At 43.8% G+C, this 12,023-nt stretch carries 11 protein-coding genes and 2 pseudogenes; 10 read left to right on the forward strand and 3 right to left on the reverse strand.

Annotated elements, in window-relative coordinates; translation table 11 throughout:
- The first annotated feature begins 6 nt into the window (after positions 1-6).
- The gene (locus ACED60_RS10695; RefSeq protein ID WP_009844811.1) at positions 7-423 is read left to right on the forward strand and encodes a VOC family protein; all 417 of its coding nucleotides are present in this window, start codon (positions 7-9) and stop codon (positions 421-423) included.
- 222 nt (positions 424-645) lie between these two features.
- Here ACED60_RS10695 and ACED60_RS10700 read toward each other — a convergent pair whose 3' ends face one another.
- On the reverse strand, positions 646-1,545 hold the full coding sequence (locus ACED60_RS10700; protein ID WP_371727491.1) for a DMT family transporter: 900 nt from the start codon (positions 1,543-1,545) through the stop codon (positions 646-648).
- A 42-nt stretch (positions 1,546-1,587) separates the two neighbouring features.
- The gene (locus ACED60_RS10705; protein WP_371727492.1) at positions 1,588-2,562 is read right to left on the reverse strand and encodes a LysR family transcriptional regulator; all 975 of its coding nucleotides are present in this window, start codon (positions 2,560-2,562) and stop codon (positions 1,588-1,590) included.
- A gap of 100 nt (positions 2,563-2,662) precedes the next feature.
- Between ACED60_RS10705 and ACED60_RS10710 the strand changes: the two genes are divergently transcribed.
- The 5 genes from ACED60_RS10710 (at position 2,663) to ACED60_RS10730 (ending at position 8,279) form a co-directional block, all read left to right on the forward strand.
- Complete coding sequence (locus ACED60_RS10710; RefSeq protein ID WP_371727493.1) at positions 2,663-4,015, forward strand: MATE family efflux transporter; 1,353 nt, start codon at positions 2,663-2,665, stop codon at positions 4,013-4,015.
- 270 nt (positions 4,016-4,285) lie between these two features.
- A complete protein-coding gene (locus tag ACED60_RS10715; RefSeq protein ID WP_009844815.1) occupies positions 4,286-4,531 on the forward strand; it encodes a hypothetical protein in 246 nt (81 codons plus the stop codon).
- 400 nt (positions 4,532-4,931) lie between these two features.
- A complete protein-coding gene (locus ACED60_RS10720; RefSeq protein WP_012600962.1) occupies positions 4,932-5,936 on the forward strand; it encodes a response regulator in 1,005 nt (334 codons plus the stop codon).
- Between the two features lies 1 nt (position 5,937).
- Positions 5,938-6,375 (forward strand): PAS domain-containing protein, encoded by a 438-nt coding sequence (locus ACED60_RS10725; protein ID WP_009844817.1) that lies wholly within the window; start codon positions 5,938-5,940, stop codon positions 6,373-6,375.
- Positions 6,376-7,235: 860 nt separating this feature from the next.
- Complete coding sequence (locus tag ACED60_RS10730) at positions 7,236-8,279, forward strand: GMP reductase (protein WP_009844818.1); 1,044 nt, start codon at positions 7,236-7,238, stop codon at positions 8,277-8,279.
- A gap of 123 nt (positions 8,280-8,402) precedes the next feature.
- Here the strand turns inward: ACED60_RS10730 and ACED60_RS10735 are convergent.
- Positions 8,403-8,489 (reverse strand): annotated as a pseudogene (locus ACED60_RS10735) (integrase); the annotation flags it as partial.
- A gap of 35 nt (positions 8,490-8,524) precedes the next feature.
- Here ACED60_RS10735 and ACED60_RS10740 point away from each other — a divergent pair.
- From ACED60_RS10740 to ACED60_RS10755, 4 genes and pseudogenes are all read left to right on the forward strand, one after another.
- Complete coding sequence (locus ACED60_RS10740) at positions 8,525-9,853, forward strand: hypothetical protein (protein WP_371727494.1); 1,329 nt, start codon at positions 8,525-8,527, stop codon at positions 9,851-9,853.
- Positions 9,854-10,010: 157 nt separating this feature from the next.
- Positions 10,011-10,448 (forward strand): BspA family leucine-rich repeat surface protein, encoded by a 438-nt coding sequence (locus ACED60_RS10745; RefSeq protein WP_029225471.1) that lies wholly within the window; start codon positions 10,011-10,013, stop codon positions 10,446-10,448.
- A 26-nt stretch (positions 10,449-10,474) separates the two neighbouring features.
- Entirely contained in the window at positions 10,475-11,521 is a 1,047-nt protein-coding gene (locus ACED60_RS10750) for a BspA family leucine-rich repeat surface protein (RefSeq protein WP_371727495.1), read from the forward strand.
- 233 nt (positions 11,522-11,754) lie between these two features.
- A pseudogene (locus tag ACED60_RS10755) lies at positions 11,755-12,012 on the forward strand (IMP dehydrogenase); the annotation flags it as partial.
- Positions 12,013-12,023: the final 11 nt, after the last annotated feature.

The raw sequence follows: 12,023 nt of genomic DNA on the forward strand, positions 1-12,023 counted from the left end.
AGAAGAATGATCCAACTTGAACATGTAAATTTAGTGGTTAAAGATATCCCAGAGATGCTGACTTTCTATAAAGCAGCTTTCCCTCATTGGTATGTTCGTGATGAAGGGCAAGGCGAATGGTCTGGCAAGCCACGTAACTGGCTACATTTTGGTGATGAATACCAATACATTGCGTTGAGCGATCACGGTGAAGGAGAAAACAGAGATTTGGCTGGGCATTCTGTCGGTCTCGCGCATTTTGCTTATGTAACCAACAATATCGAGAGCGTGATTGAGCGCCTTATTGATGCGGGTTTCCCTATTGCCAAACCTGGAGCTGAAGAACCTTATCGCAAAAACGTTTACTTTGTTGATCCTGCGGGCTTTGAAATCGAGTTTGTAGAGTACTTGAGTGATGATCCCAAGCTGCGTAATGCCACGTAGTAGAACTCGCAATCGAGTTGGTGTACTAGAGCAAGATTGTTCGAAATAAAACGTCTAAGAAAGGGTGCTAGGAAGACTCACAGAAAAGGGCATTGTGGAATATTCCGCAATGCCCTTTTTATATCTATTAGCTGATTGGCTAGCTGATATTTACTCTGCTAGTCGCTTAGTCGCTTAGTCGCTTAGTCGCTTAGTCGCTTAGTCGCTCAGTTGCTCAATTGGTTACTTAGCCTTAAACGGTACTAACAGCTGTTTGCCAAACACATTGATCAAGGCTCCTGTTACGATCAGGCCACCACCTAGGTAAGTCCAAACGGATGGTATCTCATTGAAGATCCACACTCCTAACAACGCTGAGAATACGATTTGAACGTATGAGTAAGCCGAAGCTTTACCGGCAGCTTGAGTTTGCATCGCCTTGGTTAAACCGTATTGGCCTATCTGAGTGAAAATCCCGACCAGAACCAACATAATGGTTAAGAATAAGCTCGGCCATACAAAGTCGTTCCAGATCAGGGCTGTTGAGATTGGAAGAGCAACCAGCGGAAAATAGAAGATGATCACCGAGCTATCTTCAGTTTGGCTAAGCTTTCTCACAATTACATAAGCAATTGAGCTACCAAACGCGCCCAATAACGCCACCATAATGCTGAACATGGGTAACTCGCTGTTTACGCCACTGTTCATGCTTGGTTGTACCATCACCAGCAATCCCGCGAGGCAGAATGCTATGCAGATCATGGTCGACTTTTGCACGCGCTCTTTGAGGAACAACACGCCAAGCAACGCGGTAAACACGGGATGTACGTATTGTAGAATGGTTGCTTCTGCTAATGGCAAGGTGGTGACAGCGTAGTAAACACACATTAACGCCGCAGTACCGACAGCACCACGCACGAACAAGAGTGGTTTGTTATTACCCCAGATCGAAATGCCTTTTCGTTTTACGTCGATGTAGCTGATGATCAAAGACACCAAAGCCCTTGCTGCAACAATTTCAAATACAGGTATGCCGTAATTGCTGATGTATTTCACACAAGCAGACATCAGTGCGAATCCAAAAGCGGAGAGGATCATGAACCTAACCCCAACAGGGATCATTGAAACAGAGAAAGAAGGCATAAAAATATCAATCGGGTGAGGGAAGGGGAATCATAGCTTAATTTAAGAGAGTCGACCAAAGCCTTTGTCTTGCTCTATTACACCAAACCATTGATATTGCTGTGCGAGTGATTTCAGCAACTCGATCTCTTTTGCTGTCTCTTCCCTCAGCCACTCAATAAGGTCATTGATGATAGGCGTGTGTGTACGCTGGTGCATGAAGTAAGTCCAAGCACTGTGTTGAATCTTTGCATCCTTAGGGCAGTACAAGAAGCCCCGTTGTAGATCCTGCAAAACCAACAGTAAATCCGTCACCGTGACCCCTTCACCCGACAAGCAAGCACTGAGTGCCATATCCAAAGACAAGAAGCTGGTATTTCTAACGGGCTTTTTCGGTGGGAACTCGACATCAGCCAGCCACACTTTCCAGTCGTGATGATCTAAGGTCGGGTGGAGCCTTGGTAAGGTTAATATCGAATCGAGGTCAGTATCTTTGTTCGTTAAACTAGTCGAACAGACTGGCGCCATAAACTCTTCACGCAAGAAGGTGATGTTAGGTGCCTTGTCATAGCGTTTTTTGAAGCGCGTGTGAAAGATCAGTAGGTCATATTCGCTGCTGTTGATCGATTCGTCTTCCTCAATCACAGGCACAATGACGATTTCATAATCTTGATAACGCTCGTTTAATTCCCGGACTTTAGAGATCAATACGCGCGTCGCGAAACTCAAAGTCGCTTTGATCACAATACGTTTCTGCTTTGGCTCACCCCAAGAAGCAATAACCGTTTCGACATTGGCATAGCTTTCACGTAAAGCCACGTACAAATCGTGACCATGTTCTGTTAATTCAATCGCTCGATGCTTACGAATAACCAATGATGCGTTTAACTCATCTTCAAGCTGTTTAATCTGACGGCTGATCGCACTTTGTGTCACATGCAGTTCATCGGCGGCCAGAGTAAAGCTCATCAGTCTTGCAGCAGCTTCGAAGGCTTTTAAGCCATTATGGGATGATGGCAAGCTAGGATATGGGGTCATAATTCGTTCGCATGAGTTTATGGAATGTTAGAGTCGCAAATTTATCAATTGAACGCCAGCCTCATCGATCGTATTTTGGGCGAAATTACCTGAGGCGCCCATGAAAAAAATACTCACTCTTGCATTCCCTTTGATCATTTCACAGCTGATCTCTATGGCGTTAGTCCTTACTGATGTTTGGATGATGTCGCGTATCAGTGTGTCAGCCCTTGCGGCTGGTGGCTTAGGCGCCTCTATCTACTTTTTCATCTTTATTATTGCGAGCAGCACCGTGGGTTGTGTCGCGAACTTGATTGCGATCGCTTACGGTCAGCGAGTGGCTCGTCCTGAGTTTGGTAACACACAAATTAGATTAGCCGTTAAAGGCGCAACCATGTTGGCATTCGTGCTCAGCGTGACCTTAATGGCCAGCTTCTGGTTTGCTCCGTTGGTATTAGAAGCAGCCAAACAGCCACCAGAAGTGATCACTTTAGCCATGGAATATGTCCATGCTTTGAAGTGGGTGATGTTGCCTTCGCTTATTTTGTTGGTACTGCGTGGATTAACCAGTGCGTTTGGTAACGTGCGCTCTATTCTGGTGATGTCTATTATCACGGTAATTCTAAATGTGCCAGTGAGCTACTTCTTAACTTTCCAATTAGGCATGGGTTTAACCGGTTTAGGGCTAGGTACGGCTATCGCGGCCTTTATCGTGATGGTTGGATACACGGTTTGGGTATTCAAGCGTGACGAGTTTAAGCAGTTCGCCCCTTGGTTAAACACAGAAGAGTATTCAATCAAATTAATGAGCCCTTTATTGATGATGGGTTTGCCTATTGGGCTCGCTGCATTACTTGAACATGGCTTGATATACGGCGGAACTCTGATGGCGGGGACGATCAGTATTGCTTCTCTAGCACTGCACCAAATCCTACTGCAATGCTTAAGCTTTACTTGGAACTTCAATTTCGGTTTCTCACAAGCTGCGGCGATTTTGGTTGGCCGTGATTTCGGTGCGGGTAACTACGAAGGCATCAAAAGAACCTCGATTCTAAGCTTTATATTGGTGTCGGTGTTGAGCGTAGCCTTATCTGCCGTGTTCATCATCTGGCCAGAAATGATCGCGTCTATCTTCAAGTTAGACGATGGTACGGGCGCAATGACTTCGCTATTGGCCTCTGTTATTTGGGTGGTTGCGTTGTGCTTTATTGTAGACGCTTGGCAGTTATTGGCGATTAACCTGTTGAGAGGGATGAAGATTGTCTCAATGCCAACCGTAATGACAGCCATTGGTTACTGGGTATTTGGTTTGCCAGCGGCTTGGTATTTGATGTCTAAGTTTGAATTGGCAGGAATCTGGGGCGGAATCGGTGTTGGTTTAGGTGTGACAGGTATTCTGCTGCTTATCCAGCTGATGCGTGTCATTCAAAAGAACAGTAAGTCTCCGGATCTCTCGACTCATGCTTATTCGTGATCTGCTTGTGATGCTCGCCTTTACCATGAAAGCTTGAACGATAAACTTTGTACTGCTGACCGAGAACTATCAATTACCAGTTACCAATTACCAGTTACCAGTTACCAGTTACCAGTTACCAATTTCTAATTACCAACAATGCGCTATCAGCTATCAGGTAAAAGCCCTGAATTGCGTACTTCGTAATTTAGACCTTGGTCTTACAGAAACCGAGCGTAAAGGTGGCTAGAATGATTTAAGTCGCTCACCGTTTTATCAAGGAAAATACAAATGGAAGTTGGATTGTTTTGGGCTGAGAAAGGAATGCTAGTACTTGGCGCTCTGTTTGTTTTGACGAGCATGATGCAGTACGGAAGACGCAGTAGTGATTGGAAAGGCGTGATTACTATGTTTTATAAGCGTATCCCAATGAATATTGCGGAATACAAATGGTACCGTTTGGGCATCGCTTTACTGGTGTTTGCTGTGGTTATTCGTTTCGCATTACTGATTCTATGGCCTACATATCAGTTTTAGCTCCCTTGTACTCATTATGTAAAACGGATAAAAACGTCAACCTGATAAACGCGTAGTAGGCGATCAACACGAACAGTTGAGCAAACATGTATAGTTGAGCAAACATGTATGGCTGTTGCGTGAATCGGCAAGTCGAGCCTTAGTAGGCTACTTATTAAGGCTGTTATTCTATAAATTATCGCAGTCAATTCATGAAATAGTGCAATTACTTTATAAAAAGGCTTGTTACTATCTCTGTAGCATATTGTTTTTCATAAAGAATAATCAGAGATAATCGAATATCCGCTTTTCCCATCAATCTGACTAATAATCTACATATAAATTCATTCACCCCGTACCTGATACGATAATGATCTGTTACACTCCTCGAAATTAGCTTTAATTTGTCGGTGGTGCATTTATGTCGTTCCCAGTTCTTATATGTGATGATTCTGCATTAGCAAGGAAGCAGATGGCTCGATCACTGCCTAGTTCTCTAAATGCAGATATAACTTTTGCTGTTCATGGGCTTAATGCACTTGAAGAGTTAGCTCAAAACCAGTTTAAACTGATGTTCCTCGACTTGACCATGCCAGAGCTAGATGGCTATGGCACATTGGAAGAGATGCAACGCTTAGGTGATAACACACCTGTTGTCGTTGTTTCCGGTGACATCCAGCCAAAAGCGCAGCAGAGGGTCATGGACCTTGGTGCTAAAGCGTTTTTACAAAAACCGATCGATAAAGAAGCGTTAAAAGGCATTTTACGTGAACTTGTTGAGCCGCCAACGCAGCCTCAGGTGGTTACCCCTACCGCTTTAGATCTCCCAATACTACGCAGACGCGATATCTACATGGAAGTGGCGAACGTAGCAATCGGCCGCGCCGCCGATGCACTGGCGCGCCATTTTGATGTATTTGTCCATTTACCACTACCGAACGTGAATATTTTGGAAGTGAGTGAATTGCACATGGCACTTCGCGACTTAGCAGACAACGACCAAGTGTCGGGTGTTTGCCAAGGCTTTAGTGGAGAAGGTATTGCAGGTGAAGCGTTAGTCTTGCTGAGTGATTCCAGTGTGAGCGATCTTAAAAAGCTCATGAAGGTGCCAACAGAAAGCGAACAGTTAGAAGAACTAGAGCTGTTGATGGATGTGTCTAATATCCTTGTGGGTTCATTCCTGAATGGGTTAGGTGAGCAGTCAGAAGTTCGTTTCTTCCAGAGCTCTCCGGTGTTGCTGGGTCAACACATCTCAATCGATTCCGTTATTGAAAATACCGGCGGCTCATTCAAGAAAACGATGACTTTCGAAGTCAGCTATAACATAGACGGCACTTCAATCCGTTGTGACCTTCTATTCATGTTTGTTGATGAATCTTTGCCACTTCTAGATAATAAATTGGCCTACCTAATGGAGGAGTTTTAATATGTTGAATCTTCCTGCTGAATTTGAACAGTTCCACTGGATGGTGGACATGGTTCAGAACGTCGACATGGGGCTGGTGGTTATTAATCGCGATTTTGAGGTGCAAGTTTGGAATGGCTTCATGACTCACCATAGCGGTAAGCAATCACATGATGCTATCGGTAAGTCGATCTTTGAGTTATTCCCTGAAATCCCAGAAGAGTGGTTTAGGCTGAAAACCAAGCCAGTCTATGATTTAGGTTGTCGCAGCTTTATTACATGGCCACAAAGACCTTACCTGTTCAAGTGCCGCAATGTTCGCCCTGTTACTCAACAAGCTGATTTCATGTACCAGAACGTGACGCTAAACCCGATGCGTTCGCCTACTGGACAAATCACGTCATTGTTCTTATCGATTCAAGATGCGACGGCAGAAGCGTTAAGCGCTCAAAAGAATTAACACCTGTCTTAATTCGATACTCAATAGCTTGTAAAGAACAATTCAAAACATCGAATAAAAATGGCTAAGGTTAATTACCTGAGCCATTTTTTTTGCTTTTTATTCTTCAAATCTAATCTTTCCCTTAGATTTTTACGTCAACCAATCTTCTTTTTCTATGCGCTTTACTGAATGTTCCAGGTTACATGAACGAAAGGGCAGCCACGAAATGTGCTTTCGGCGCGGCAATGCAACGGGTGGATAGAAGATGGATTTATAAAGTTTGAGTTTGAAAGCTTCATTTAGTGGAGTGCGAGGGCTGAATTATCAAACCCAAGTGAGTATTGGCCTCTAGATTGAGTCGTTTTCACTCTACTTTTCCAAGTGACCGCAAAACAGAAACGTCACCAGACTGCCCAATTTGGTCAAAAACAGATAAAAATTAGAAAAAAAATCGAATTTATTTAAGAAAAAAGGCATTTTTTTGTTGGAGAAAAGTGTGGTTTTTATGTGATTTCGAGGCACTTTCTTCACATATTTGCTTAATGAAGGCGATATTGTGTGAAAAAGAGAGGAAAACGATTGCGCAATAAACCGACAGCGTGTGCGTGATTGGTTCGCTAAGTTATTAATTAGTAAGAATTTAGTGGGAAAGTGTTACTTGGGAGGTTTTACCAGATATGGAATCTTCGAGAGGATAGCATAAAAAAAAATGAAATATCAGACTTGCTGTTACTAAATCACGACCTATAATGCTGAAAACCGGAGCGTCTGCCAACGCTCCGGTTTTTTTGTGTCCGAAGAAAAGTAAACTCGTCTGCCAACGGTTTTACTACGCATTTCGCGAGAGACACATAATTTTATGAATCAAGGAAAACACCATGCGTATCGAACAAGAACTTAAGTTAGGTTTCAAAGATGTACTCTTCCGTCCGAAGCGTTCTACCCTTAAAAGCCGTTCTCAAGTTGAATTAACCCGCGATTTTACATTCAAGCATAGCGGTCGTCAATGGTCTGGTACTCCAGTAATTGCAGCGAACATGGATTCGGTAGCAAGCTTTGAAATGGCAGCTGCTCTAGCAGAGCACGGTGTTATGACTGCAGTACACAAGCACTACACAGTAGAGCAGTGGGCTGAGTTCGCTAAAACAGCAGACAAGAAAACACTGAACAACGTTTTTGTATCAACAGGTACATCTGAAGCTGAGTTCGAGAAAGTTAAGAAGATCATGGCGCTTAGCGAAGAGTTTGTATTCATCTGTATTGATATCGCTAACGGCTACTCAGAACACCTAGTTGAGTTCGTACAAAAAGTACGTGCTGAATTCCCGACTAAAGTTATCTCTGCTGGTAACGTTGTAACGGGTGACATGGTTGAAGAGCTAATCCTAGCGGGCGCAGACATCGTTAAGGTTGGTATCGGCCCTGGTTCGGTTTGTACTACTCGTGTTAAAACAGGTGTAGGTTACCCTCAACTTTCTGCAATCATCGAGTGTGGCGACGCAGCACACGGCCTTGGCGGCATGATCATCGGTGACGGTGGCTGTTCATGTGCGGGTGACGTATCTAAAGCGTTCGGCGGCGGTGCTGACTTCGTAATGCTAGGCGGCATGCTAGCTGGTCACTCTGAGTCAGGCGGTGAAGTTGTAGAGCAAGACGGTAAGCAATACATGAAGTTCTATGGCATGTCTTCACAGTCGGCTATGGACAAGCACTCAGGTGGTGTTGCTAAGTACCGTGCTGCAGAAGGTAAAACTGTTTTACTTCCATACCGTGGTTCAGTTCACAACACAATTTCTGACATCCTTGGTGGTGTACGTTCAACTTGTACATACGTAGGTGCAGCAAAGCTTAAAGAGCTAACGAAGCGTACGACTTTCATCCGTGTACAAGAGCAAGAGAACAACGTATTCGGTAAAGAGTAACGTTTAAAACGATTGTTTAAATTTTTAAGAATTGAGCCACTTTAGAGTGGCTCTTTTTTTACCTGAAATTTGGCAAGTGGCGACAAAGTGGCGACAGCCGAAAAAAAATTTTGTGGCGAGAGGTTACAGGTTAGAAAGAGGGTTATGGATAATTGCTTCAGATAGATGATCAGGTGCGAAGTGGGCATAGCGCATCGTCATGCTGACGTTGGGCGGTCAGCTTAGAGCATCCAACCGCAGAGCAGGTGTTCGACACCCTTTCAGGTTTAACAGGGCTTGAGTTCAACTTGCCTGATGCGGATTACATCAAAACCACCATTCCAAACTTTGTTTGCCAGGGTACGGGCTATCAATGTTTAGAACAAGTCGCCAAGGCGTTCTCTATTCCTGATTGTGTTTGGTTCCAACATACTGATCAGGTCGTGTACTTCGGTTCGCATCAAAATAGTCACTTCCACAATAAACCGATGGTACTACCGGAAGAGTTCACCAGTCGTGAAAGTGGTAACAGTGTCACTTTTGTACCATTCCCAAAGCTTAGACCGGGCAGAGCCATGAACGACAAGCGCGTCAATCGAGTTGATTTAATTCAAGACGAAATGACCGCTTATTGGAAGGCTGAACAATCCGAGGTACCACCAAAGAAACGTGAAACGCTGCAGAACTTCCCAGAGTTGGCAGCAGGTTTTCATTTGCCTAAGTTTGGCCGTGTTGAGGTAGTGAGAGACACCGCGACAGGCGGGCAAGTTGCTGACCCATTCCGCCCAAGGTTTGCAATAGATGTTCAGGTGCTCGATGAAGACTTAAATCCAGATAGTAACGTGCCTGTCTATCGTTCGATTCCATTGCCTGTTCACATGAGTGGACATGAATCTGGATTGCTGTCTTACCCTTTAGAGGGAACATTGGTTGAAATCGCTTTCGCCTATGGCCGCAATGACAGACCTATCATTCGTGGTATTTATGGTCGTGAATATGCGTTGCCGTCAATAGAGCCCGGTGAGCAACTGCAGCAGCAACGTGAAGAGGTAAGCACCCGAATTGATGCAGCAGGAAATACAACCCAGAAGACCGACCAAACACAAAACCAACGAGCATTTGAAAAGCATGATCAAGCAGAACGTTACCGGGGGGAATTTGGTCAGATCCATATTTTGGTAGATGAGCACAGCATTGAAGAAGTGATCGGCAAAAAGCTTATTGAAGCACTAGGCGCCATTAACCTAATTGCAGGTGATGACATCGTTCTCGGCAGCTTGGGTAACATGCAGACCGCGACCGCGGGCGAATTGGTGGAGACGATTGGAAAAGTACGCCGAAGCATTGCTGCAGAACACCAATGGTTACAAGCACCCAAAACATGGATTGGTTCAAAAGAAGAGAACGTGCTGATTTTGCTGTCTGAACTTATGCAGGTAGTGAAAGAACTAGCGGACACATTGGCCAGCCACACGCATAGCGGTGTTGTAGCTGGGTCATCAACAACCCAAGCCCCAGTGCAAGAAAGTGGCATTCGTGGTCATGGATCGGATAGCTCCAAACTTAACGTGCGATTAATCCCATTGATTCTTTAATCTGATTGATAACTTAATTGTTATTAATTGGGGTTATTTTCTAGGGGAGGGACTCAATTTATATATTTAAGGGGATTCTCCATCTGAAAAAGTGAAAAGAACCAGCGAGCTTTCTGTATTATTTCGAACTTATTTTAATTAAATCATGATTTTAACTATGAATTTACGTTCGATTATTACCGCCTGTGCGCTGCTGAGTTGTAGCCACACCTTTGCTAGTGAGCCTGAAACGGTGACTTGCGAATCAAATAAACCAGGAACCGTCATGGTTCAAGAAGATGAGTTGTTTGTGGTCGTCAATGACGCACTCATCCGCAATTCAGACTACTGGCAAAACTTTCTGGATGGCAACATTCAGCTCTGCACCACTCACGTAACAGACATGAGTGACCTGTTTTCTAAAGACCAATACTTCAATCAGGACATCAGCCGCTGGGATACCTCCCGTGTTACCAATATGGATCGCATGTTCTCCGGCGCTAAGCGCTTTGACCAAGATTTGACCTACTGGGACGTCAAGCGCGTCTCACGCCATATCGACTTCGCAAAAGACAGTGGTCTTTCTAAAGATAGTCTTCCAATTTTTACGCAATAACGTCTATTCAATCCTAGGAAAATACAATGAAAAGAACCATAACCTCACTTCTAGTAGGCGCCACCGCGCTTGCTAGCCAAGCCGCTTTTGCTGCTGATATCTCAGTAAAGTGCCCTGACCAACCTGTTAACTCCGTGATGCTTGAAAATGGTCAAGTTTATGTGGTGGTCGATAATGCACTTATTCGAGATAAGACTATGTTGGATTATCTTGAGAGAGGACAAATTCGGTTTTGCACCACACAGGTGACGGATATGACGTACGTATTTCTGGAGCGTAAATCGTTTAATGCAGATATCGGTTCTTGGGATGTTTCGAGTGTGACCAATATGAGTGGCATGTTTTCTGGTGCAAGTGAATTCAACCAAGACATCGGTTCTTGGGATGTTTCGAGTGTGACTGACATGAGTAGTATGTTTAGAAGGGCAAACGAGTTTAACAAGGATATTGGTAATTGGGATACGGCAAGTGTGACTCGTATGAGTGAAATGTTTTTTGACGCAGATGCTTTTAATCAAGACATAGGCTATTGGGATACATCAAATGTGATTAGTATGCATCAGATGTTCGCTTTGTCATCTTTCAATCAAGATATAGGTTATTGGGATACTTCCAAAGTGAAGGATATGTCATGGATGTTCTATCGTACAAAAAACTTTAATCAAAAGATAGGTTATTGGGATACCTCGAATGTAACCACTATGAGCGCAATGTTTGGGAAGAACATGTACTTTGAACAAGATATTGGTCGCTGGGATACATCTAGTGTGACCGATATGTCTAGGATGTTCGAAGAGAACTTGGCATTTAAACGAGATATCGGTGATTGGGATGTGTCAAATGTAATCAATATGGATCAAATGTTTGCTTTCCGGTTTAGATCTTATGGATTCAATCAAGACATAAGTAAGTGGGACGTATCGAAAGTCGTTGGGATGGAGCGCATGTTTGACAGAAATGTTAGCTTTAGTGCGGACTTAAGCAACTGGAATGTAAGCAATGTTACAAGGCATGGTGCTTTTGCTCGAGATAGTGGCTTGACTGAAGAACAACTGCCATATTTTGTAGACTAATTATCTATCGGTCTAGCTAAACAAAGGCCAGTGTTGATGGATTCAACGCTGGTTTTTTGTTTACAAGTGATGCTGGGATAACAGAGCGCATAAAGTCCAATAAAAAGTGGCGGCAAAAATGGCGGCATTCATTGCAAAACAGCGTTATTTATGGGTATAAATCGCCACTTGTTACTGTTTTTATATACACTAATATTAGAGTAAATCGTTGATTTTATGTAATATTACTTGTTTTCGTTAAGTTCTACGGCATGTCTTCACAGTCGGCTATGGACAAGCACTCAGGTGGTGTTGCTAAGTACCGTGCTGCGGAAGGTAAAACTGTTTTACTTCCATACCGTGGTTCAGTTCACAACACAATTTCTGACATCCTTGGTGGTGTACGTTCAACTTGTACATACGTAGGCGCAGCAAAGCTTAAAGAGCTGACTAAGCGTACAACTTTCATCCGTGTACAAGAGCAAGAGAACAACGTATTCGGTAAAGAGTAATCTGAACGAGT

It is taken from the genome of Vibrio sp. 1F279, from assembly GCF_041439815.1.
GTDB classification, from domain to species: domain Bacteria; phylum Pseudomonadota; class Gammaproteobacteria; order Enterobacterales; family Vibrionaceae; genus Vibrio; species Vibrio tasmaniensis_A.

Excerpts from the sequence above, each read along its gene's own strand:
- ACED60_RS10695 (WP_009844811.1), top strand. The coding sequence starts at position 7 with ATGATCCAACTTGAACATGTAAATTTAGTGGTTAAAGATATCCCAGAG.
- ACED60_RS10700 (WP_371727491.1), bottom strand. The coding sequence starts at position 1,545 with ATGCCTTCTTTCTCTGTTTCAATGATCCCTGTTGGGGTTAGGTTCATG.
- ACED60_RS10705 (WP_371727492.1), bottom strand. The coding sequence starts at position 2,562 with ATGACCCCATATCCTAGCTTGCCATCATCCCATAATGGCTTAAAAGCC.
- ACED60_RS10710 (WP_371727493.1), top strand. The coding sequence starts at position 2,663 with ATGAAAAAAATACTCACTCTTGCATTCCCTTTGATCATTTCACAGCTG.
- ACED60_RS10715 (WP_009844815.1), top strand. The coding sequence starts at position 4,286 with ATGGAAGTTGGATTGTTTTGGGCTGAGAAAGGAATGCTAGTACTTGGC.
- ACED60_RS10720 (WP_012600962.1), top strand. The coding sequence starts at position 4,932 with ATGTCGTTCCCAGTTCTTATATGTGATGATTCTGCATTAGCAAGGAAG.
- ACED60_RS10725 (WP_009844817.1), top strand. The coding sequence starts at position 5,938 with ATGTTGAATCTTCCTGCTGAATTTGAACAGTTCCACTGGATGGTGGAC.
- ACED60_RS10730 (WP_009844818.1), top strand. The coding sequence starts at position 7,236 with ATGCGTATCGAACAAGAACTTAAGTTAGGTTTCAAAGATGTACTCTTC.
- ACED60_RS10745 (WP_029225471.1), top strand. The coding sequence starts at position 10,011 with ATGAATTTACGTTCGATTATTACCGCCTGTGCGCTGCTGAGTTGTAGC.
- ACED60_RS10750 (WP_371727495.1), top strand. The coding sequence starts at position 10,475 with ATGAAAAGAACCATAACCTCACTTCTAGTAGGCGCCACCGCGCTTGCT.